Below are 22475 nucleotides of genomic sequence, written 5' to 3' on the forward strand. Positions count from 1 at the left end.
CGGCGTCGGTAACCGCGCCGTCCCGCATGACCAACCCGACAAAGGGCCATTCGGCAGCGGCGACGTCCGGAAAAGTCGGCGACCGATTCCACGGGCCGATCTCGATCGCCGCGCCGCGCCGCGCACGATCACGACGTACCGCCGAGCGGATAGGCTCGACAACGGTGTGCCGGGAAGTCTGGTCGGCGATTGGATCTTTGCCGTCCCGACACCAGAGGTGAGCCCTTTGACCGACCGCACCCCCCACCGCGACCGACTCTTCGCGCGGTCGTCCTGGCCGGAGGCCCGGCACCTGGCCGACGTGCTGCGCACCGAGACGGTCGGTGGCGCCCTGCTGCTGCTCGGCGCCGTCCTCGCGCTGGTCTGGGCGAACTCGCCATGGAGCGAGGCGTACGTCCGGCTCGGGGCCTGGGTGCCCTGGCCGGGCGGCGCGCGCTGGCACCTCGACCTGAGCCTCGCCACCTGGGCCGCCGACGGCCTGCTCGCCATCTTCTTCTTCGTGGTGGGCCTGGAACTCAAGCGTGAGTTCGTCGCCGGCGACCTGCGCGACCCACGCCGCGCGGCACTGCCGGTGGTGGCCGCCCTGGGTGGAATGGCGCTGCCCGCATTGGTCTACGTGGCCGTGCTCCTCGGCACGGGCGGCGAGGGACTGCGGGGCTGGGCCATCCCGACCGCCACCGACATCGCCTTCGCGCTGGCCGTCCTCGCGGTGGTCAGCTCACACCTGCCCCAGGGTCTGCGCGCCTTCCTGCTCACCCTGGCCGTGGTCGACGACCTGTTCGCGATCACCATCATCGCGGTCTTCTACACCGCCGACTTCCACCCGCTGCCGCTGTTCGCCGCGCTCGCCCCGATCGGGCTCTTCGCGTGGCTGGTACGGCGGGGCCGGACGTGGTGGTGGGCCCTCGTCCCGCTCGCGGCCGCCACCTGGGCGCTGGTGCACGCCTCGGGCGTGCACGCCACGGTCGCCGGCGTACTGCTCGGCTTCACCGTGCCGGTGCTGAGCCGCGCCCCGGGCGGCACCGCCGCGACGGCCGACCGGGCGGAGTCGGGTGGCGCGGACGCGGGCGGTCTCGCCGCGCACCTGGAACACCGGTGGCGACCCGTGTCCGCCGGCTTCGCCGTGCCGGTCTTCGCCCTCTTCGCGGCCGGCGTGACACTCCGTGGCACCGATCTCGGGACCCTGCTGACCGACCCGCTGGTGATCGCCGTGGTGGCCGGCCTGGTGTTCGGCAAGAGCATCGGGATCTTCGGCTCGACCTACCTGCTGGCCCGGTTCACGCGCGCCGAGTTGGACGAGGACATCACCTGGTCCGACCTGTTCGGCATCGCCCTGTTGGCCGGGGTCGGGTTCACCGTCTCGCTGCTCATCGGCGACCTGGCGTTCGGCGCGGGCAGTACGGCCGACGAGCGGGTCAAGGCGGCGGTCCTCGTCGGGTCGGTGATCTCCGCGGCGCTCGCCGCCGCCGTGCTCGCCCGCCGCAACGCCGCGTACCGGCGGGTGGCCGAGAAGGAACGCCTCGACGCCGACGGCGACGGGGTGCCCGACGTCTACCAGCGGCCCGGACGGGAGTGACCGGCCCGGCCCGCGACCCGCCATGCTCAGCGCTGGCGGTCGCGCGGCGCCCGCTCCTCGGTCTCGTCCGCGAGGGCGTCGGTCGTGGGGGCGGTGAGGTCGTCGGCGGGCACCGCCACCTCCTCCGCGAGGTCCTGCTCGTCGGGCTTGCCGCCGGGCTGCGGCTCGGGAGCGGTGGCGCCGCCGGCGTATCCGTACTCGTTCGGTTCGTCGTGCCGGTTCATGTGGTTATCCTCCCGCTTTTCCCGGTTTCTCTGGTACCGCCCACGGTAGGCGGTGATCGTCGCCCCCGCAGCGCGGCGGGGATTGTCGCCGCGACCACGGCGGCGGGAGACTCAACGCCGCCGCGAGCAGTTGCCGCAGCGCGACGATCGCGGCGGTGGAGGCCAGGCCACCCCACGCCGGATCCCCGGCGAGCCGCAGCAGGCCGGCCGCCGTCAAAAGGTCCAACAGCACGCGTACGGCGACCCGCACGTCGCCGGTGCACACCGCCGCGACGACCCCGGTGACCAGGGCCAGCGCGGTCACCGCCTCGACCAGCCCGCCGATCACGTCCCCTGCCGCCCGTCGGTGACCTGCCGTTGCTCCTGCCGGATCTCCCGGCCCAGGAAGTAGTTCAGCGCCGTCCGGATCGTGGCGATCGCCGCCAACTGGCCGATCTGCGTGAACGACGGCGACACCGCGGTCCGCAACACGTCGGCCGCGAGTTGGAACTCCAGACCGAGCGTCAGGAACCGGCCCAGCGACAGGCGGATCGGGGTGAAGACGGCGGCGGTGCGGTGCCGTAGCCCCTCGGCCACGAACCGCACCGCCGCCCAGAGCGCGCCCACGACGATCACCAGGGCGCCGGCCACCTCCACCACGGCGACCAGCACCTGGTCGCCGTGGCGCAGCAGCTCCGCCGGCTCCACCCGGAGGCGTTACCCGCCACCGGGGCGGCTAGTCGGCGCTCAGGTCAGCTCGTTCACGGCCTCCAGGATCAGCCAGAGGCCACTGATGGCGAACAGCACCGCGGCGCCGTACCTGATGGTCCTCTCCGGCAGCCGGCGGCCGAGCATCCGGCCGACCAGGATGGCCAGCGCGTCCGCGGCCACCATGCCCACCGTGGAGCCGAGCCAGGTGCCGAACCAGCCGTACTTGGTGGCCAGGGTGATCGTCGCGAGCATCGTCTTGTCGCCCAGCTCGGCCAGGAAGAACGCCACCGACACCGCCACGATCGCGGTCTTGCTGGTCTTCTCGGCCTTACGCTTCTCCTCCTCGGTGAGCTTGTCACCGCGCAGTGTCCACGCGCCGAAGCCGAGGAAGGCCACGCCGGCCACCAGCGAGATCCATTCGGTGGGCAGCACGGCGCCGAGACCCGAACCGATGGCGACCGACGCCAGGTGCACCACCGCCGTGGCGACGGTGATGCCGATCAGCACCGGAAGCGGCTTGAACCGCGTGGCGAACGTCAGCGCCATCAACTGGGACTTGTCTCCCAGCTCGGCGACGAAGATGACGCCGAAGCTGACGACCAGCGCGGCGAGGAATCCCTCCATGACATCCTTCCCGTTCAGACCGGGAGGAGGTGCGGGGGCGCCCTCGACCCGGCTGCGACAGCCTGAGTCGAAGGTCTCGCCCGCCCCGGAGAACCGGGGCCGCGTGGCCGGATGCGGAACGCACCAGTATGTCGACCACGACATTGGGGGCTACTCCCCTTCGCGCGACCAGCCTAACCGATCAGCGAGCGGGCCGGACGGCGCGGGTGAACAGGCTCACCACGCCCGCGCCAACGTCACCCCGAACAGCCCGCGCGGGTCCGTCCAGAAGTGCGACGCCGCGAAGCCCGCCGCGCCCAGTTCGGCGGCCACCCCTTCCGGGCGGAACTTCGCCGACACCTCCGTCCGCAGCTCCTCCCCCTCGTCGAACGCCACCGAGAGGTCCAGCACCCGGACCCGCATCGATCGCGTCGCCCGCAGACGCATCTCGATCCACTCCCGCTCCGGGTCCCACCGGGCGACATGCGCGAACGCCTCCGGGTCGAAATCGGCCCCCAACTCCCGGTTGATCACATACAGCACGTTGCGGTTGAACTCGGCCGTGACCCCGGCCGCGTCGTCGTAGGCGGGCACGATCACCGACGGGTCCTTCACCAGGTCGGTGCCGAGCAGCAACCAGTCGCCGACCTCCAGCGCGGCGCGCATCGCGGTCAGGAACCCGGCCCGCTCGGCCGGCAACAGATTGCCGATCGTGCCGCCCAGGAACACCACCAGCCGCCGCCCGCCGGTCGGCAGCCGGTCGAGCTGGCGGGTGAAGTCGCCCACGATCCCCCGCACCCGCAGCCCCGGATAGTCGGCGGCGATCTGCGCCGTCGACCCGAGCAGGGCGCTGACCGAGACGTCGAGCGGGACGAACGTGCCCAGCCCTCCCCGGCGGGTGAACGCGTCCAGCAGCAGCCGGGTCTTCTCCGACGAACCGGAGCCCAGCTCGATCAGGGTCTTCGCGCCGGTCAGCGCCGCCACGTCGGCGGCGTGCGCGGCGAGCACCGCGCGCTCGGCCCGGGTCGGGTAGTACTCGGGCAGCCGGGTGATCTCCTCGAACAGCTCGCTGCCCCGCGAGTCGTAGAACCACTTCGGCGGCAGCCACTTCGCCTCGGCCGTCAGCCCCGCCCGGACGTCCGCCCGCAGGCCACGCTCCAGGTCCTGCGGCTCAAGGTAGATCTCCAACGGTTCCGCGCTCATGGCCCCCGCCCCTATCGTGGTCGTCAGACACCTCGCGTAGCCCGGCCGGCAACGCTCATCCGGCCGGCAGCCCGCACACCCGCACCTCGTCCGTCGTGGCGGTGACCAGGCGCTGCTGCGGCACCGGCCGCCACCCGGCGTCGTCGTCGTGCGGCTCGGACGCCACCACCACCGAGCCCGCGCCCGCGCGCACCGACAGCGCGTGACCGACCGCCGTAGCCACCGCCCGCCGTCCGTCGGTGAGCAGCAGATTCAGCCGCGACCCCGGAGCGGCGGCGGCGACCTCGACCACCGTCCGGCCGACCGCCTCCGCCGGGTCGTCGCCCGCGCGCAGCCGATGCCGCACCAGCGCCCACAGCAACGCCGAGTCGGTGGCCGCGTCCAGGGTCAGCAGGTCCCGCACCGGCAGGCCGGCGGCGAGCGGCACCATCGAATCGGGCCAGCCCCGGATCACACCGTTGTGGCTGAACAGCCACCGGCCCTCCGCGAACGGCGCCGCCGCGCCGTCGACCACCGCCATCCCCACGGTGGCCGACCGGACCGCGGCGAGCACCGCGCCGGCACGTGTCACCGCCGCCAGCTCGGCGATCGTCGGGTCGCTCCAGATCGGCTGGGCACGCCGGTACCGCACCGGAGGACCGTCGTCCGGATACCAGCCGACACCGAACCCGTCGGCGTTGATCGTGCCGCCGCCGCGCATGTCACGCGGCGCCCAGGACTGACGGACCAGCGCGTACGCCGGCTCGAACAGCAACGCGGCCAACGTGACCGGCGGGCCGAGGTAGACCAGATGACGGCACATCAGCGCACCCCGCGTGGCGTCGGGCGCCTCACCGCGGCGACTCGTCCGGACCGGCGTCGCGGGCGCACCGGAAGCCACTGAAGATCTGCCGGCGGATCGGATAGTCCCAGTTGCGGAACGTCCCCCGGCACGCCGACCGGTCCGTGCCGAACGAGCCACCGCGCAGCACCCGGTGGTCGTCGCCGAAGAACACCTCGGAGTATTCGCGGTACGGGAACGCGACGAAGCCGGGATGACCGGTGAACGTGGTCGACGTCCACTCCCAGACGTCCCCGATGAGCTGGTGCACACCGAGCGGCGAGACGCCGGCCGGGTACGCGCCCACCGGCGCCGGCCGTAGGTGACGTTGGTCGAGGTTGGCGTGCGCCTCGGTCGGGTCGTCGTCGCCCCACGGGTAGCGGCGGGACCGCCCGGTCGCCGGGTCCCACCGCGCCGCCTTCTCCCACTCCGCCTCGGTCGGCAGACGCTTACCGGCCCACGTCGCGTACGCCTGCGCCTCGTGGAAACACACGTGCACCACCGGCTCGTCGGGGCGTACCGGGTCCCAGCGGCCGAACCGCCGGTACGCCCAACCGTCACCGTCGCGACGCCAGTGCAGCGGCGCGACCAGTCGCTCGCGCACCCGGTGTTCCCAGCCGGCCGCGCTCCACCACCGCCGGTCGGAGTAGCCGCCGTCGGCGATGAACGCCTCGTACGCGCCGTTGGTCACCGGTGCGGCGTCGATGACGTACGCGGGCAGGTGGACCTGGTGCGCGGGCCGTTCGTTGTCCAGGGCCCAGGGATCGGTGTCGGTGCCCATCGTGAACTCTCCGGCCGGCACCAGCACCTCCCCGCCGGCCCGGACGGCCGGCTCGGGCGGCGGCGGGGCGTGCAGGACCGCCGCGCCCGCGCGCAGCTGGTGGGTCGCGAGCATCGTCTCGTCGTGCTGCTGCTCGTGCTGCACGATCATGCCGAAGGCGAACCCGTCGGCGACCAACGGCCGGTCGGTGAAGCGCACCGCGTCGAGCAGGTCGTACACCTTGTCGCGGACCGCGCCCACGTAGGCGCGCGCCTCCGCCGGTGGCAACAGGGGCAGCCGCGGTCGGTCCCGGCGGGGCTGCTTGAACGCGTCGTACAGGTCGTCGATGTCGCAGCGGACCGGCTCACGGCCGCCCACGTCGCGCACCAGCCACAACTCCTCCTGGTTGCCGACGTGCGCCAGATCCCAGACCAACGGCGACATCAGCGGAGAGTGCTGGCGCATCAGGTCGCCGTCGTCGACCGCCTCGGTCAGCAGGGCCGTGCGGGAGCGGGCGCGCGCCAACTCCTGTGCGATCCGCCCCCGCAACAGCTCACCGTCGGCATGCTCCGTCGTACTCGCGCTCACCGTCGCACCTTTCGTTCGCGACTGCGGGGCTCGCAGACCCGGCTCACTCCTCGCGCTCACCCGTCGCACCTTTCGTTCGAGGCTCGCTCTCGCGCGCTCACCGGTCGACCCTTGCGATGGCGGCGAGCCGCCGCCGTACACCGTCGTGGATGTCGTCCTCGGTGCCGGCCGGCAGGCCCAGCCGCGGTAGGGCGGCCAGGGCCAGGTCGAGCAGCGCGGCCGCCGCGACGGCCAGCGCCGGGTCGGCGAGGCCGCGCCGGGCGGCGGCCGACCAGCGGTGCGCCACCGGCGCGCCGATCGTGTACGCCGCGCGGACGGTGCCCGCGTCGGTGAACAGCGCGCTCAGCACCGCCAGCGGTAGCCGCCAGTCCCGGTCGGGCTGGGCGTCCAGGTACCGCAGCTCCAGGTAACCGCGCGGGCGCACCGGCGGGAAGAGGGTGCTGACGTGGTAGTCGAGGTCGTCGGTGGTGGGCGGGCGGGGCAGCGCGCCGTCCAGCCAGTCGGCGAAGGTGATACCCGGCGGCGGGGCCCAGTCCGGGCCGGGCCGGCGCAGACACAGCAGCGGGGCGGCGAGCACGTAGCGTGCCCAGGCGGCCGGCGGGTCGTCGTCCGCGCGCTCGGGCGCCCACACCGGGCGGGTACGCGCCGGATCGATCGCCAGCCAGGCGGCCATCCGCGCGGATGCCCAACCGGTACGCCGGCCGGCGTGCCGACTCGACGAGGCGAACGCCGCGAGCAACGGTGGGCCGACGGCGTGGGCCGCCGCCCAGCGCGGGGCGACCTGGTCCGGTTCGCCGATGTCGAGGCACACCTGCAGGCCGGCGGTGCTGTACATCATCGTCCGGCCGGCCGGGCCGCGCCGGTCGAACACGCGGCGCATGGCGCGGTAGCGGGGAGTGTCCAACACCGGGCGGGGCCGACGGTGCGGGTCGATGCCGCTGCGCCCCAGGGTCAGCCCGGCGGCGGCCAGCAGACCGGCGACCTGGGCGATGTCGGCCTCGGTGGCCTGGATCAACGCGCCGGCCGAGGTACGCGGCGGGGTGGAGATCTCCAGCTGGCCGCCCGGTTCGAGGGTCACCGTGCCGCCGTGTCGCAGCGGCTCGGCGGGGCTCGCCGGATCCAGCGTGACGGGGCTGTGCCGCCCCAGCGCCGTCCGCAGCCGCGCCGGGTCGACTCCTCGGGTGGGGTCGGCGGCGTCGTGCACGGTCCATTCCAGTTCGACGCCGGTGTACGTGGGAGGGCCGGTCTTGAAGCAGATGCGCGCGAGGTGTCGGCCCGCGGCGGCGGACTCGCGCAGGATCTCGCTCTGGTCCAGCTCCGGCGACGTCACCATCGGTGCAGCCTCCCTCGTCGTGCGACGACCGCGTGCGCCGTGCGTCAGCTCCGGAGCACGGGTGCCACCGTAGACCCGGCCACCGACACTCCCCTTTCCGAGCGTCGACGGACCACCAATCCCTGTCTAACAGACGCGTTTCCCGGTGCAGGGCAGAACGAACCGCGCGCCCGTACGCTCAGTCGCCGGCCGGGCCGGCCGGGTGCGAGGGCTTGACCTTCGCCTGACCGGGTGGCGTCGCCCGCGCGGACGGCTCCGCAGGCGGCGACGGCGGCGGCGGAGCGGACGGAGACGGGGACAGCGGCGACGGGCTGGGCTTCGCCTCGGGCACCAGCCGCTGGCAGTACTCCTCGACCGCGCCGACCCCACCAGCGGCCGTCACCAACCGCTCGAAGGCCGGCGTTCGCAGCGCCTTCTCCCGCTGCTCGGGCTTCTTGGACCGCCAGGCCTGGCACAGCCCGTGCAGCTGACCGCCGGGGGTCGTGCCGACCGACGGCGAGACGGACAGGGAGGGACGGCCGGGCGGCGTCGATCCGCTCGGCGCGACGGGCCCGGTGCTCACCTGCGCGCTGGCAGTGGGGGGCGCGCTACTCGGTGCCGGCGGCGGTTCGGGTGCCTTCTCCAACCCGGCCGCGGCGAACGCGACGCCAGCGGTGGCGGTGGCCGCCAACGCCCCGATCCAGGCCACCGCGCCGGTCGTGAGCCGCAGACGGCGTGGCCGTCGGGCCACGGCGGGCGCCGGGACGGCGCGGGCGGCCCGGAACGCGGACAGCGCCGCCTCCTCGCCCGCCAGCTCCGTAGGCCGGGCCGGGCCAGCGGCAGCGGCGAGCAGTCGGGCCAGCGGCTCGGTCCCGGAGTCCGGTGAAGGCCCGGACTGCCGGACGCTCGCCGCACCCGGCTCGGCGAGGTCGCGCGGGAGGGCGGAGGTGGTGTCGATGCGGGCGGCGTCGAGCAGCCGTTCGGTCTCGGCGCGGCCGGCACGACGGTCCGGCCGGTGCGGGTTCATCCGGAATCCCTTCACGTCAGCCCTCCGCCTGCTCGGCGTGTGAGGTCTGCTGCCGGGTACGCCCGATCCGGCGACGAGGGGGCGGAACCACCTCGGCGCCGACCGCCGGTGGGCCGCCGTCGGCCGGCGCGCTCGACGTGTCGGGCGCGCGCAGCGGGGGGGTGGCGTCGCCGTCGACCGACGGCGTCGGTACGGCCTGCCGGTCCAGCAGGGTGGCGAGTCGCCGCAGACCGCGGTGCGCGGCGGTCCGGACGGCGCCGGCCCGGCGACCGAGCACCCGGCCGGCGGACTCCGCGTCGAGCCCGATCACGGCCCGCAGCAGCACCGCCTCGGCCTCGCGGGGTGGCAGCGTGGCGATCAACGCCAGCGCAGCCTCGGTGCTGATCGTCTCGTCGGCCCGCTCGGCGGTGTCGCCGTCGCCGGCCAGCTCGGTGAGCGCCTGCACCGGTACCGGCAGCGACGGTCGTCGCCGCAGCCGCCGCAGGTGGTCCATCGCGCGGTTGCGGGCGATGGTGACGGTCCAGGCGCGGAACTCGCCGCCGGTGAAGGTGGGCAGGTCGCGGGAGATCTGTAACCAGGTCTCCGACGCGACGTCCTCGGCGTCCGCGCCGACCAGGGCGGTCAGGTACCGCAGCAGTCCCGGCTGGAGGCTGCGGTACAGGAAGCGGAAGGCGTCCTCGTCCCCGGACTGCGCGGCGGTGACCGCCTCGGACAGTTCGCCCGTCATCGGCGGCCCACGGGCCGCCCGGAGCGGATCGGCGCGACACGCGTCGGCGTCGTGCGCGCACGGCGAACCGCCGCCCTCACCCGCTCCCGCACCCGCACCGCCCCCGCCGATTTCGATTCGGGCCCCGTCCGGGCACCGGCCGGGGTGTCCACACCCGGTGATGGCCCGGAACGGGCTGCCCGTCTGCGCCCCGAGCCGGGCTAACGGTAGGAGGGGACGTTTCCTGCGACAAGTTGGGATCGCATTACAGAAGAGTGACAATTATCAAACCATCCGACCGGCGTGCCGGCGTAACGGACGACGCCCCTCGGGCGCTCCCCGGCTCAGGTGAGCGTCTGCGGCGGCGACCGGGCTGGCGTACGCCGACATGTGTCGGCTTTTGTGACCTGGCGTCATCGAAGCGTCACACACCGGCCCGGCCGCCGGAGGTCGCCCCGGGCGGACCGACGGGGGCGACCCCGCACCGGGTCCACCGCAGCGAGCCGTTGGCCGCCACTCTGGGTACGGTAATGCTGTGTTGTCATCGGAGGTCGTGCTCAGCGGTCGGTACCGCCTGGACGAACGTGTCGCCACGGGCGGCATGGGCGACGTCTGGCGTGCCTCCGACCTCGTCCTCGGCCGGCAGGTCGCGGTCAAGGTCCTGCTGCCGGCGCTGGTCTCCGACCCGGACTTCATCGCCCGCTTCCGTGCCGAGGCGCGGATCATGGCGGCCTTGCGGCACCCCGGCATCGTGCAGGTGTACGACTGCGGGGAGGACGACCTGCCCGACGGCGGTCGAGCCGACTATCTGGTCATGGAGTTCGTCGAGGGCGAACCGCTGTCCAAGCGGATCGAGGCCGCCGGTCGCCTCGACGTGGCCGAGACGATGTCGATCGTCGCCCAGGCGGGGCACGCGCTGGGCGCGGCGCACCGCGGCGGCATCGTGCACCGCGACGTCAAGCCCAGCAACCTTCTGGTGCAGGAGGACGGCACGGTCGTCCTGGTCGACTTCGGCGTCGCCCGCTCCACCAACGTGACCAGCATCACCAGCACCAACGCGGTGCCCGGCACCGCCCTCTACATGGCGCCCGAGCAGGCCGCCGGCCGGCCGGTCAGCGGCGCCACCGACATCTACGCCCTCGGCGCGGTCGCCTACTGCTGCCTCACCGGCGGCCCGCCGTTCACCGGTGACAACCCCCTCCAGGTCGCCGTCCGGCACCTCGACGACGAGCCCCCGGAGCTGCCGCACGACATCCCGGAGGCGGTCCGCGCCCTGGTATCGCGGGCCCTCGCGAAGGACCCGCTGGACCGCTTCACGAGCGGCTCGGCGATGGCGGAGGCGGCCCGTACCGCGGTGACCGGCGGCGAACCACCGACGGCGCTGGCGTCATCGGTGCCGCTGCGCGAGGCGGGTCCGGGCACCCGCACCGACGTGCCGGTCGGCGCGGCGGTGGCGGGCACGACCGACCCGGCACGCCCGCGACGCCGCGGGCCGCTGGTCGGTGCCGCGGTGGCCATGCTGGTCGCCCTGGTCGGCCTCGGCGCGGCCCTGGGCGCGGCGCGCAACACCGGCAACGATCCGGCCGTCAAGCTGCCGACGGTCGCGCCGACGCCGGGGCCGACCGAGCAGGTGGAGTTGCCGGCGGCGAACGAGCAGATGACCAACGACCCGGGCCGGCCGAACCGGCCGACCGTCCCGGACACCACGACGTCCGCGTCGGTCAGCGCCACGCCGAGCGTCCAGCCCAGCCAGTCGGCCAACTCTCCATCGCCGACGCCGAGCGCGACCACCGCGCCGCCGCCGAGCGACCCGCCGAAGACCCCGTCGTCGCCGAGCAACTCGCCGGCGACCGACCCGAGCCCCTCCACCGAACCGTCGACCGGCTCCGGTGACGTAGGCGGCTGACCAGCCGCCCCACCAGCACCGATATCCCCAAAACGGACTTACGTCGCCGAAAACCGCTCTAGGCTCTCCGCAGGTCATTTCCACCGTCTGCGGGAGCCCGGGTGAGCGCTGAGAAGCTGGTCGTGATCGGCCAGGGGTACGTCGGACTGCCGCTGGCCATGCGTGCCGTCGAGGCGGGCCTGGACGTCGTCGGCCTGGACGTCGACGCCGACCGGGTGAAGCGGCTCGCGTCGGGTGAGTCGTTCGTCGAGGACATCCCCACCGACCGGCTGGGCCGGGCGCTGGGCAGCGGCCGGTACCGCCCCAGCACCGACTACACCGACGCCGAGGGTTTCGACGTCTGCGTCATCACCGTGCCCACCCCGCTGCGCGACGGCACCCCGGACCTGAGCTTCGTCGAGCAGGCCGGTATCCGCGTCGGCCCGTACGTGCGGCCGGGCTGCACGGTCATCCTGGAATCGACCACCTACCCCGGCACCACCGAGGAGCTGCTTCGGCCGCTGTTGGAGTCGGCCAGCGGGCTGACCAGCCCCGGCGACTTCCACCTCGGCTACAGCCCGGAGCGGATCGACCCGGGCAACCCGACGTGGCGACTGGAGAACACCCCGAAGGTGGTCTCCGGGATCGACGCGGCGTCGCTGGACCGGGTGCAGGGCTTCTACCAGCGGCTCGTGGAGCGCACCGTCGCCGTCGACTCCACCCGGGTGGCCGAGTTGACCAAGCTGATCGAGAACACGTTCCGCCAGGTCAACATCGCGCTGATCAACGAGCTCACGATGCTCTCACACCACCTCGACATCGACGTCTGGCAGGCGATCGACGCCGCCGCGACCAAGCCTTTCGGGTTCCTGCCGTTCCGGCCCGGCCCGGGTGTCGGCGGGCACTGCCTGCCGATCGATCCGTGCTACCTGTCCTGGCAGGTCAAGCGACGCCTCGGCCGGCAGTTCCGGTTCATCGAGCTGGCCAACGACATCAACCACGAGATGCCCGAGCACGTCACCCAGCGGATCATGGCAGGGCTCAACCGCACCGGCCGGGCGGTCAGCGGCGCGCGACTGCTGCTGCTCGGGCTCGCGTACAAGCGGAACACCGGTGACATGCGGGACTCCCCCGCCGTCGACGTGGCCCGCCGTCTGCAGGCACTCGGCGCCGAGGTGCACGCGGTCGAGCCGTACGCGGAGGCCCACCAGATCCCCGCCGGGGTCGCGGTCGTCGGGCTCACCGAGCGGGAGGTGCGGGCCGCGGACGCGGTCGTGGTGGTCACCGACCACGACTGCTTCGACTACGACCTGGTGGTCCGGCACGCCCGCTACGTCTTCGACACCCGCAACCGGTGCTCCGGCGAGGTGGTCGAGCGCCTGTAGGGCGTGCCCCGGACCCGGCACCGCTGGCCGGTCCCGCCGCCGGGGAAGGCGGCGGGGCCGGCCGGCGGATGTCGCTTCGGGCACCCGTGGACGACACGCTCACTGGTCGGCGAGCGCCTCGACGACGGGCCGCGACAGTGCCCGGCGGGCCGGAAGCACCGAGGCGAGCAGAGCGGCCAGCACCGCCACGCCGAGGATCGAGGAGAGCTGGCCGAGTGGCAGCACCACGTGGAAGTCCCCGCCGAGGCGGGCCAGCAGCGCCATCCCGGCGGCGCTGACGCCGGTGCCCAGCCCGATACCGAGGATCGCGCCGACCAGCGTCATGAGGATCGCCTCGACCGCGAGCATGGCCCGCATCCGGCCGCGGGACAGCCCGACCGCCCGCAGGACGCCGTTCTCCCGGGTGCGCTCGACCACCGACAGGCTCAGCGTGTTGGCCACGCCGACGAGGGCGATCACGACGGCCAGGCCGAGCAGCGCGGTGACGGAGGCCAGCAGCATGTCCACCGTGCCGGTGAGCATCTTCTTGTACGCGCCCTGGTCCATCAGGTTCGCCGTCGGGTAGCGGGCGAGCACGGCCTCGATCGCGGCGCGGGCCCGTTCGGCGCTCACGCCGTCAGCCGGGTCGATCTCGGCGAGGAAACCGCGTTCGCGGGGAAAGAGCACCGCGAAGTCCCGGTCGTCCAGCTCGATGACGTGTCCCTCGGGCGCGGCGCTGGAGACCATGGCCGGCGCGTCGTCGGCCACCACCGCGGCCACCCGGAACGCCCGCCCCTCGATGGTGACGGCGGAACCGACCTGCCAGCCGTGCGCCCGCGCCAGCTCCTGGTGCACCAGCACCTGCCCCGGCCCGAGTCGGTCGACGTCGCCGGCCACCACGCCGGACAACGTCCGGCCGACCAGCGCCGGGTGGGCGGCCCGGACCTCGATGTCGCCGGTCACGACGCTGCGCTGCTCGTGCACCACGCCCAGTTCGGGGCGCGCGGCCAGCTCACCGGCGAGCGCGGCGGGCAGATTCTGGCCGATGTCGCTGACCACGAAGTCCGTCCCGATCTCGGCGTCGACGCTGCGTTCGATGCCGTCCTTGGTGCTGCGCGCGCCCACCACGAACGCCGACACCAAGCCGATCCCGATGACCAGGGCGGTCGCCGTCGCGGCGATCCGACGCGGGTTGCGAACCGCGTTCGCCACCGCCAGACCGACGGTCATCCCGAACACCCGGCGGGCCGGCCAGCCGATCAGCCGGACCAGCGCCGGGACGAGCACCGGGCCGAACAGCACGATGCCGAAGAAGGCCAGCACACCGCCCACGGCCACGAGGAGCACCTGACCGGCGTCGGCCGCGCCGGCCAGCGCCGCGACTCCCGCGCCCAGCACCACCGCGCCGAGGGCCAGCCGCACCCGGCCCGCTCCCCGGGCGGGCTGCACGGCGGCGTCGGTCAGCGCGGCCACCGGGGCGACCCGGGTGCCCCGCCAGGCCGGCAGCAGGGCCGCGGCGACGGTGAGCCCGGTACCGAGCAGCAGGCTGGTCAGCACGGTCGAGCCGGCGACGGTCAACCCGCCGGAGAGCGGCACGTCCAGTCGAGACATCAGCAGCCGGAGTCCGCCGGCGAGAGCCACCCCGAGCACGACGCCGAGGGCGGAGGCGACGAGGCCGAGCAGCGCCGACTCCAGCAGCGCCGCCCGGAACACCTGCCCCCGGGTCGCACCCACCAGGCGCAGCAGCGCGGTCCGGCGGGTGCGCTGCGCCAGCACGATCGCGAAGGTGTTGGCGATCACGAAGCCGGCCACCACCACCGCGACCCCGACGAAGATGAGCAGCAGCAGCAGGAACTGGTTCAGATTGCGGACGGCGTCCTCGACGGCCTCATCGAGGATCTGCTGGCGGCCCTTCACGTCGACGTCGGCGCTCCCGACGGCGGCGCGTAGCCGGTCGGCCAACGCCGCCTGGGCTGTTCCCGGCCGGGCCGCCACCATGATCCGGTCGTAGCCACGCCCGCCGGTGACCGCGAGCGCGTCCGCGCCGACCAGGCCGATGAACGGGCCGCCGACGTCGCGGACGCTGCCCGCCACGTCTACCGTGCCGACCAGGGTGTACGGACGGGCCGCCCCGCCGGTACCGCCGACGAGAACCGGAGCGCCGAGGGTGAAGCCCTCCTTCGCCACCGTCGGCGCGTCGAGCACCACCTCGCCCGCGCGGTCGGGGAGGCGACCGGCGACCACGTCGTACGAGCGCAGGGCCGTCTCGGTGGGGATGGCGGCGAGCACTGCGTAGCCGAGCACCGGTCGCCCGTCAGCGCCGAGGAGTCCACCGGCGCCGAGCAGCTCACCGGCCGCGGCGGCCACCCCGTCGACCGTACGGACGTCGTCGACCAGCCTCGCCGGCAGCGGCCGGGGGCCGTCGGGGTAGACGCCGAGGTCGGTGTGCCGGTCGAAGGCGCCGGCCCGCTGGTACGCGCCCGCGCGCATCCCGTCCACGACGATCAGCGTGCCGGCGACGAAGGCGACACCGAGTACGACGGCGAGCGCGGACAGCAGCATGCGCAGCGCCTCGGCGCGCAGCGTACGCAGGGTCAGGCGGATCATGTGCGGGCTCCCGGTGCCGGCGCGGATCGGACCCCTCCGACGCTATGGCCGGTCCGGTCGGATCGATCTCCACCTGCGCTCTCGACCCGCGTACGCCGCAGGTGGCGCACGGACGCGCCGGCCGTACGACCGCGGTCGTACGGCGGGTCAGCGCCCGGGTGTGACCAGGCCGCTCTCGTACGCCAGCACGACCGCCTGCACCCGGTCGCGCAGGTGCAGCTTCGCCAGGATCCGCCCGACGTGGGTCTTCACCGTCGCCTCGGCCACGTGCGCCTTGGCGGCGATCTCGGCGTTGGACAGCCCCTGCGCGACCAGCAACAGCACCTCCCGCTCCCGCTCGGTGAGCTGGGCCAGCCGGGGGTCGGCGGTCGGGGTGACGCCGAGTTGGCCGGCGAAGCGGTCCAGCAGCCGCCGCGTGATCGACGGGGCGACCACCGAGTCGCCCCGCGCGACCACGCGGATGGCGTCCAGCAGCTCCTCCGGCGGAACGTTCTTGAGCAGAAAACCGCTCGCGCCGGCCCGCAGCGCGGCGAACGCGTCGGCCTCGGTGTCGAAGGTGGTCAACACCAGCACCCGAGGCGGACCCGCCGGCCGGTCGGCGCAGATCCGGCGGGTGGCCTCCACCCCGTCCATGGTCGGCATCCGGATGTCCATCACCACGACGTCCGCCTCGGTGCGGGCCAGCACGCGCAGGGCGTCGGCGCCGTCGATGGCCTCCCCGACCACCGTCAGGTCGGGCTGCGAGTCCAGCACCATCCTGAATCCGGCGCGCACCAGCGCCTGGTCGTCCACGATCACCACCCGGACCGTCATGCCGCGATCACCTCCGCTGAGGGCTCCGACGGTAGCGGGAGCCGTACCCGCACCTGCCAGCCCCCGGTCGGCCGGGGGCCGGCGGTGAGGCTGCCGTCGTACACCGCCACGCGCTCGCGCATGCCGAGCAGACCGTGACCGCCGGGCGGCGCTGGACTGACGACCGGGCGGCCCCGACCGTCGTCGACGACCCGGACCTCGACGGCGTCGGCGGAGTACGTCATCCGCAGGTCGACAGTGGCGCCGACGCCGGCGTGCTTGAGCGCGTTGGTCAGCGCCTCCTGCACCACGCGGTAGACGGTCAGCTCCAGGCCCGGCGGCAAGGCCGGGGGCTCGCCGCTGACGGCGTCCCGGACAAACAGCCCGGCGTCGCGGAAGCGGGCCAGCAGGTCGGGCAGCTCGGCCAGGGCCAACCGGCGGTGCTCCGGGTCGGCGGCCACGACGTCCGCCCCGGCGGGGCCCGAGTCGCGCAGGACCCCGACGAGCCGCCGCATCTCCTCCAGCGCGGAGCGGCCGGTGTCGGCGACCACCTTCACGGCGGCGCGCGCCTGCTCGGGGTCGCGGTCGAGCATGAAGCGGGCACCGTCCGCCTGGACGATCATCACCGCCATGCTGTGCGCCACCACGTCGTGCAGTTCGCGGGCGATGCGGGTGCGCTCCTCGGCGACCGCCGCCCGCGACTCGGCCTCCCGCTCACGTTCGAGGGTGGCGGCGCGCTCTTCGAGGCTCAGCACGTAGAGGCGGCGGGTCCGCACGTTCAGCGCGACGAGCCAGACCGCGCCGGTGACCAGCGCGTACCACAGCGCGGTCACCCACCACACGATGACGCCGGGGGTCTGCGCGGCGGCGAGCAGCACGCCCACGGCGGCGACCGCGCCGGCCAGCACACCGTCGCGCAGCCGCCGGCCGTATTTCACGACGCTGTAGAGCGCGATCAGGACGGCGACGTCGAACGCCTGCGGACCCCACCGGGTGATCACCTGGACCAGGGCGAGCGCCGCCACGACGACGGTCACCGCGCTCGGGTGGGTGCGGCGGAACAGCAGCGCCACCGCCATGCCCACGCCGACGCCGACGGCGGCCCAACCGCCGGGTTGCGACACCGCCGAGGTGAGACCGACGAACGCGACCACGACGGAGACGGCCACGTCGAAGGCGACGCCGCGCAGGGGGCGGCCGAACAGCGTGCGTCTCACGGTCACCCAGCGTACGGGTCGTCGACGGTCAGGGCGGCGTCAGCTCGCGCAGGCGGTTGATCTCGATGGCCTGCTCGGTGGCGAGTGAGGTGGCCAGCTCGTTGAGGGTCGCGTCGACCCCGACCGACAACAGGTCGGTCGCCATGGTCACGGCGCCCTGATGGTGATCGGTCATCATCGTGATGAAGAGCCTGTCGAACTCGACGCCCCGGGCGGCGGCCAGTCGCCGCATCGCCTCGGGAGACTGCATGCCGCGCATGCCGGCGTGGTCGTGGCCGGGCGCCGTCTCGGGCAGCCCGCGGGTGGAGAGCCAGCCGCGCAGGACCTTGATCTCGGGGCCCTGGCCGGCGCGGATCCGGTCGGCGTACGCGCGGATCCGCGGATCCGCAGCGTGGTCCGTCGCCAGTGTGCTCATCTCCAGCGCCTGCTCGTGGTGCGGGATCATCATCTGGACGTAGACGGTGTCCAGGCCGTTGTAGCGGGGTGGGCTGTCGTCGCGCAGCTCGTGCGCGGACCGGGCGACGGCGGGCTCCCCGGGGCGGCCGGGCACGAGGACCGGCGGCGGCGGTGGACCGGTCGGGCTGGTCGTCGGCGTGGGCGTCGCCGAGGCGGGCGCGGCGGCCGGGGGGCCGGGTTCACCGGCGGCGCGGATGGCCAGCGCCACCAGCGCCGCGACGATGGTCGCCGCTATGACGACGGCGAGTAACCGACCACGTCGGACAGTCATGCCGCACTCCCCTCAGGTCGAGGTCGCAGCGATCCTATCCATTGACGAGTCGACGTAGATGTGACCCGGATCACATCGATGATCTCCGAGGCTCGGTAAGGTACCGACAACGTCATCCCCCCTTTCGAAGGGCGCCGCCAATGATCAAGTTGGCCACCGCACGGCTCCGACAACTCCGCATCGTCAGCCTGGCCGCGACCGGCCTGCTGCTGACCAGCGTCGCCCTGGCGACACCGAGCAGCGCACAGGAGGCCGCACCGGCCGCACCGGCGGCCGCCAGCGACATCCCGGGCGTCGACGAGATCCGCAGCAGCCCCAACCTGCGGCAGATCGCCAACCTCCCCAAGCAGGCGCCGTTCGACACGACGGCCGCGCTCAACAGCGACATGGCGTTCCAGGGCAAGTACGCCTTCGCCGGCAACTACAACGGGTTCGTCATCTACGACATCTCCCGGCCCAGCGCGCCCACGATCACCGCGCAGGTCAACTGCCCGGGCTCGCAGAACGACATCTCCGTCTACGGCAACCTGCTGTTCGTCTCCACCGACTCGTCGCGCAGCGACGACTCGTGTGCGAGCGTCGCGCAGCCGGCGTCGGTCAAGGAGTCGTGGGAGGGCATCAAGGTCTTCGACATCAGCGACAAGGCCAACCCGCGCTACATCAAGTCCGTCGAGACCGCCTGCGGGTCGCACACCCACACGCTGGTGCCGGGCAAGGACCGCAAGAACGTCTACCTGTACGTCTCGTCGTACAGCCCGCGGGCCGAGTTCCCCGACTGCCAGCCGCCGCACGACTCCATCTCCATCGTCAAGGTGCCGGTGAAGAAGCCGACCGAGGCGGCCGTCATCTCGACGCCGAACCTCTTCCCGGACGGCGGTTTCCCGGGCAGCGAGACCGGCTCGGCGACCACCGGCTGCCACGACATCACCGCGTACCCGGCGAAGGACATCGCCGCCGGCGCCTGCATGGGTGACGGCATCCTGCTCGACATCAAGAACCGCGAAGCGCCCCGGCTGATCACCCAGGTCCGGGACACCGTCAACTTCGCGTTCTGGCACTCGGCCACCTTCAACAACGCCGGCACCAAGGTCGTCTTCACCGACGAACTGGGCGGCGGCGGCGCGGCCACCTGCAACGAGACGGTCGGCCCCGACCGGGGCGCGGACGCCGTCTACGACATCACCGGCCGCGGCAACGCGCGGAAGCTGGAGTTCCGCAGCTACTACAAGATCCCCCGGACCAACGGCGACACCGAGAACTGCGTGGCGCACAACGGCTCGCTGGTCCCGGTGCTCGGGCGGGACATCATGGTGCAGGCGTGGTACCAGGGCGGCATCTCGGTCTGGGACTTCACCGACTCGCGCCACCCCAAGGAGATCGCCTACTGGGAGCGGGGCCCGCTGTCCGCCACCCAGGCCGTCACCGGCGGCGCCTGGTCGACGTACTACTACAACGGCAACATCTACTCCAACGACATCCAGAAGGGTCTGGACGTCCTGGAGCTGAACGACTGGCGGACCTGGTCGGCGAACCTGACCCGGTTCAAGGAGTTGAACGTGCAGACCCAGCCCGGTTACCTGAGCTGGTAGAACCGACGTCCGACCCGGGCCCGGCCGCTCCTCGAGAGGCCGGGCCCGGCCACGTCAGGTGGGCCTGGTCACCCGGGCCCGGGTTGACGAGCGCCTGACCGGGCGCTGTGTCAACGTGGTCACCTGTGAAGTCTGCCGCCGGCGCGCCGCCGGCCCCGCCCGAGCCGACCGCGCGCTGGCGTCCCCACCCGCTCGACCTGGTGGCCGTCGTGCTCGCGGTGGCCGGCGCGGTCTGCGCGCTGACCGGGCTGCTGCCCCGCGCCGAGACCACGGGCACCCTGCACCGCATCCTGCCGCTGCTGCTCTTCCTCGGCACCGTGATCGTGCTGGCCGAGCTGACCGCCGTCGCGGGCGTCTTCGACGTGCTCGCCAGTCGGCTGGCCATCGCGTCCCGGGGCCGCTGGGCGGCGCTGTTCCTGCTCTGCGGCGGCCTGGCCACGGTGACCACCCTCGTGCTCAACCTCGACACCACCGCCGTGCTGCTCACCCCGGTGCTGCTCGCCCTGGCCCGCACCCTGCGCGTCCCCGCCGGGCCGCTCGCGGTCACCACGGTCTGGCTGGCGAACACCGCCAGCCTGCTGCTGCCGGTGTCGAACCTGACGAATCTGCTGGCCGCCGACCGGGTCGGCCTCACCCCACTGGCGTACGCCGAGCGCATGGCGCTGCCGCAGCTCGCCGCCGTGACGGCCACCATGGCGCTGCTCTGGTACGCCTGGTGGCGGCGGGAACGACCGGACGGCGGACGCTTCATCCCGCCGGCCCCGCACGTGCCGGCCGACCCGGTGCTGCACCGCACCGCCCTCGCCGGCTGCCTGCTCTTCGTCGCCGGCATCCTCGCCGGGGTGGAGATCGGGCTCGCCTCCACCGTCGCCCTCGCGCTGGTGCTGGTCGGCTTCGTGATCCGCTCCCCCGCGACGCTGCGCGCCCAACTGGTGCCGGTACGACTGCTGCTCTTCGTCGTCGGCCTGTTCCTGGTAGTGCAGACCCTCGGCCGGCACGGGCTCGACGACCTGGTCGCCGGTCTGGTCGGCGCCGACGGCGGAGCGGTCGGCGCGTTGCGTGCCGGCGGCACGGGTGCGCTGCTGGCGAACGCGGTCAACAACCTACCGGCGTACCTGGCCGGCGAGTCGGTGCTGCCGACCGTCGACCACACCCGCCTGCTGGCCCTGCTGATCGGCACGAACGTCGGCCCGCTGGCCGCGCCCTGGGCGTCGCTGGCCACCCTGCTGTGGTTCGAGCGGTGCCGGGCGGCCGGGGTGGCGGTGCCGGTGCGACGGTTCGTGCTGACCAGCGCCCTGCTCGCCGTCGTGGGCACGCTGGCGGCGGTCGGCGCGCTGCTCCTGGTCGGCTGAGGGCCGTCACCCGGCGGCCCGCTCCACCACGAACATGAAGCAGCCGTAGATCACGTTGCGACTGTGCAGTCGGTGTACCTGCGGATCGGCGAACAGCTCCGCGATCACCGCCTCCGGGTCCGTGCCGTCGTGCAGCCGGCCGCCGCAGATCCGTCCCTGCCGGTCGTACGCCCGCAGGACCTGGGCCCGTCCCCGCCAGCCCGGCGGGTGGCCGCCGCCGTGGTCCGGGCCGGGGCAGGCGGCGGCGTGCGCGAAGACCGGCCCGATCTCCCGGTACGCGGCGGCGGCGATCGGCGGGGCGTACCCGAAGAGCAGCACCGCCTCCCCCACCTCCGCGTCGCGTAGGCAGCACCGCAGCGGCTCCCCGCCGCCGGCCAGGCGCCCTTCGACGCGATGGCCGGCGGCGTCTCGGCCGGTCCGACGGACGAGCTCCAGCACCGCGGCCGGCACGGCGTGGATGAGGAAGGTGGCGGTGGTCGTCATGCGTCCAGCCTGCCCCGGTGCCGGTGCGGGTGCTGGCGGTGATCGGACCTGGCGCTCGGGACCAGCCGCCGGCGCGAGGGCGAGCGCTGTCAGTCGCGGTCGACGGCGAGCTGAAGCTCGGTCACGCCGGCTTCCGGGGAGTCCTGGCGATAGTCCAGGTACACCTCGCGGGCGAACCCGTCCGGGCGGTACCCGTTCTCCTCGATCCACCGGGCGAGCGCCTGGACGCTGCGGTCGGCGTCGTCCATCGAGCCGTGGTGCACGATCGTCGCGGCCGTCCCGACCGCCGGCAGGTCCCGCACCGTCACGTCGGGAATCGCCGTGACCCCACCGCCGACGCTCACCCCGGCGTGCACCACCACCGCCTCGCCCTCGTCCTCGGCCGGTTCGTACCAGGCGATGGCCGGCCCGGACGGGGTGATCCCGGCGGCGTCGAGCCGGCGGAACAGCTCCGGGTAGAGCGGCTGGATCACCGGACCGATGTCCTGACTCTCGTAGCTGGGCGCGACGGCGGTCAGCTCCGCCACGCGCACCGGCGCGATCTGCTTGAGTACGACGTCCTGGTTGGTCATCCGACCCTCCGATTCGATCATCCGGAGCCTCGCCTCGACCGCCGCGAGCCGGGCCGTGTCGGCGGCCAGCCGGGTGGCCAGCTCGCTGCGACGCAGCCGCAACATGCCGCGCAGCTCGGCGGTGTCGACGGTCTCGTCCAGGATCGCGCGCACCTGCTCCAGGGTGAGCCCCAGGTCCTTGAGGGCGATCACCCGGTTGAGCCGACGCAACTGCTCGGCCCGGTAGAAGCGGTAGCCGGTGTGCGGATCGACGCTGGCCGGCCGCAGCAGACCGATGCTGTCGTAGTGGCGCAGCATCCGCACCGACACGCGGCCCAGTCGGGCGAAGTCTCCGATGGTGAACATGATCCCCTCACGCTGGTCCCTGACACGGTGTCA

21 protein-coding genes are annotated in these 22475 nt (G+C 73.6%); 5 read left to right on the top strand and 16 right to left on the bottom strand.

Annotated elements, in window-relative coordinates; all coding sequences use genetic code 11:
- Positions 1-226 precede the first annotated feature (226 nt).
- Positions 227-1576, top strand: coding sequence for a Na+/H+ antiporter NhaA (gene nhaA, locus AB0I89_RS02480; protein WP_357118851.1), 1350 nt, complete (start codon positions 227-229; stop codon positions 1574-1576).
- Between the two features lie 26 nt (positions 1577-1602).
- On the opposite strand, the gene AB0I89_RS02485 is transcribed toward nhaA, so the two are convergent.
- The 10 genes from AB0I89_RS02485 to AB0I89_RS02530 all read right to left on the bottom strand — a co-directional run bounded on the left by AB0I89_RS02485 (position 1603) and on the right by AB0I89_RS02530 (position 9530).
- Entirely contained in the window at positions 1603-1800 is a 198-nt protein-coding gene (locus AB0I89_RS02485) for a hypothetical protein (RefSeq protein WP_357118854.1), read from the bottom strand.
- A 4-nt stretch (positions 1801-1804) separates the two neighbouring features.
- The gene (locus tag AB0I89_RS02490) at positions 1805-2128 is read right to left on the bottom strand and encodes a hypothetical protein (RefSeq protein WP_357118857.1); all 324 of its coding nucleotides are present in this window, start codon (positions 2126-2128) and stop codon (positions 1805-1807) included.
- Entirely contained in the window at positions 2125-2487 is a 363-nt protein-coding gene (locus AB0I89_RS02495; RefSeq protein ID WP_357118860.1) for a DUF1622 domain-containing protein, read from the bottom strand. The genes AB0I89_RS02490 and AB0I89_RS02495 overlap by 4 nt, the downstream gene beginning before the upstream one ends.
- 39 nt (positions 2488-2526) lie before the next feature.
- On the bottom strand, positions 2527-3114 hold the full coding sequence (locus AB0I89_RS02500) for a TMEM165/GDT1 family protein (RefSeq protein ID WP_357118863.1): 588 nt from the start codon (positions 3112-3114) through the stop codon (positions 2527-2529).
- Between the two features lie 216 nt (positions 3115-3330).
- Positions 3331-4296 (bottom strand): L-histidine N(alpha)-methyltransferase, encoded by a 966-nt coding sequence (egtD, locus tag AB0I89_RS02505; protein ID WP_357118866.1) that lies wholly within the window; start codon positions 4294-4296, stop codon positions 3331-3333.
- 55 nt (positions 4297-4351) lie between these two features.
- Positions 4352-5098, bottom strand: coding sequence for an ergothioneine biosynthesis protein EgtC (gene egtC / locus AB0I89_RS02510; RefSeq protein WP_357118869.1), 747 nt, complete (start codon positions 5096-5098; stop codon positions 4352-4354).
- A gap of 28 nt (positions 5099-5126) precedes the next feature.
- A complete protein-coding gene (gene egtB, locus AB0I89_RS02515; protein WP_357118872.1) occupies positions 5127-6464 on the bottom strand; it encodes an ergothioneine biosynthesis protein EgtB in 1338 nt (445 codons plus the stop codon).
- Between the two features lie 97 nt (positions 6465-6561).
- Positions 6562-7797 carry an ergothioneine biosynthesis glutamate--cysteine ligase EgtA gene (gene egtA, locus AB0I89_RS02520; RefSeq protein WP_357118875.1) on the bottom strand — a complete coding sequence of 412 codons (1236 nt, stop codon included), beginning with the start codon at positions 7795-7797 and terminating at the stop codon, positions 6562-6564.
- 178 nt (positions 7798-7975) lie between these two features.
- Positions 7976-8803 (bottom strand): hypothetical protein, encoded by an 828-nt coding sequence (locus AB0I89_RS02525; protein ID WP_357118878.1) that lies wholly within the window; start codon positions 8801-8803, stop codon positions 7976-7978.
- Between the two features lie 16 nt (positions 8804-8819).
- Entirely contained in the window at positions 8820-9530 is a 711-nt protein-coding gene (locus AB0I89_RS02530; protein WP_357118881.1) for an RNA polymerase sigma factor, read from the bottom strand.
- Positions 9531-10044: 514 nt separating this feature from the next.
- Between AB0I89_RS02530 and AB0I89_RS02535 the strand changes: the two genes are divergently transcribed.
- A complete protein-coding gene (locus AB0I89_RS02535) occupies positions 10045-11415 on the top strand; it encodes a protein kinase (RefSeq protein WP_357118884.1) in 1371 nt (456 codons plus the stop codon).
- A gap of 101 nt (positions 11416-11516) precedes the next feature.
- Positions 11517-12779: a nucleotide sugar dehydrogenase gene (locus tag AB0I89_RS02540; protein ID WP_357118887.1), complete on the top strand. Its 1263-nt coding sequence runs from the start codon at positions 11517-11519 to the stop codon at positions 12777-12779.
- 99 nt (positions 12780-12878) lie between these two features.
- Here AB0I89_RS02540 and AB0I89_RS02545 read toward each other — a convergent pair whose 3' ends face one another.
- The 4 genes from AB0I89_RS02545 to AB0I89_RS02560 all read right to left on the bottom strand — a co-directional run bounded on the left by AB0I89_RS02545 (position 12879) and on the right by AB0I89_RS02560 (position 18101).
- The gene (locus tag AB0I89_RS02545) at positions 12879-15365 is read right to left on the bottom strand and encodes an FtsX-like permease family protein (RefSeq protein WP_357118890.1); all 2487 of its coding nucleotides are present in this window, start codon (positions 15363-15365) and stop codon (positions 12879-12881) included.
- Positions 15366-15512: 147 nt separating this feature from the next.
- Positions 15513-16178, bottom strand: coding sequence for a response regulator transcription factor (locus AB0I89_RS02550; RefSeq protein WP_357118893.1), 666 nt, complete (start codon positions 16176-16178; stop codon positions 15513-15515).
- A complete protein-coding gene (locus tag AB0I89_RS02555; RefSeq protein ID WP_357118896.1) occupies positions 16175-17380 on the bottom strand; it encodes a sensor histidine kinase in 1206 nt (401 codons plus the stop codon). The genes AB0I89_RS02550 and AB0I89_RS02555 overlap by 4 nt, the downstream gene beginning before the upstream one ends.
- A gap of 22 nt (positions 17381-17402) precedes the next feature.
- Positions 17403-18101, bottom strand: a complete 699-nt coding sequence (locus AB0I89_RS02560; protein ID WP_357118899.1) for a DUF305 domain-containing protein — start codon at positions 18099-18101, stop codon at positions 17403-17405.
- 140 nt (positions 18102-18241) lie between these two features.
- Between AB0I89_RS02560 and AB0I89_RS02565 the strand changes: the two genes are divergently transcribed.
- Together AB0I89_RS02565 and AB0I89_RS02570 are read left to right on the top strand one after the other, a co-directional pair.
- The gene (locus tag AB0I89_RS02565; RefSeq protein WP_357118902.1) at positions 18242-19690 is read left to right on the top strand and encodes a hypothetical protein; all 1449 of its coding nucleotides are present in this window, start codon (positions 18242-18244) and stop codon (positions 19688-19690) included.
- Positions 19691-19815: 125 nt separating this feature from the next.
- Complete coding sequence (locus AB0I89_RS02570; protein ID WP_357118905.1) at positions 19816-21042, top strand: SLC13 family permease; 1227 nt, start codon at positions 19816-19818, stop codon at positions 21040-21042.
- A 6-nt stretch (positions 21043-21048) separates the two neighbouring features.
- On the opposite strand, the gene AB0I89_RS02575 is transcribed toward AB0I89_RS02570, so the two are convergent.
- Together AB0I89_RS02575 and AB0I89_RS02580 are read right to left on the bottom strand one after the other, a co-directional pair.
- Positions 21049-21525, bottom strand: a complete 477-nt coding sequence (locus AB0I89_RS02575; protein WP_357118908.1) for a DUF1203 domain-containing protein — start codon at positions 21523-21525, stop codon at positions 21049-21051.
- An 89-nt stretch (positions 21526-21614) separates the two neighbouring features.
- Entirely contained in the window at positions 21615-22442 is an 828-nt protein-coding gene (locus AB0I89_RS02580; RefSeq protein ID WP_357118911.1) for a MerR family transcriptional regulator, read from the bottom strand.
- Positions 22443-22475: the final 33 nt, after the last annotated feature.

Source organism: Micromonospora sp. NPDC049801 (genome assembly GCF_040656575.1).
Classification (GTDB): domain Bacteria; phylum Actinomycetota; class Actinomycetes; order Mycobacteriales; family Micromonosporaceae; genus Micromonospora.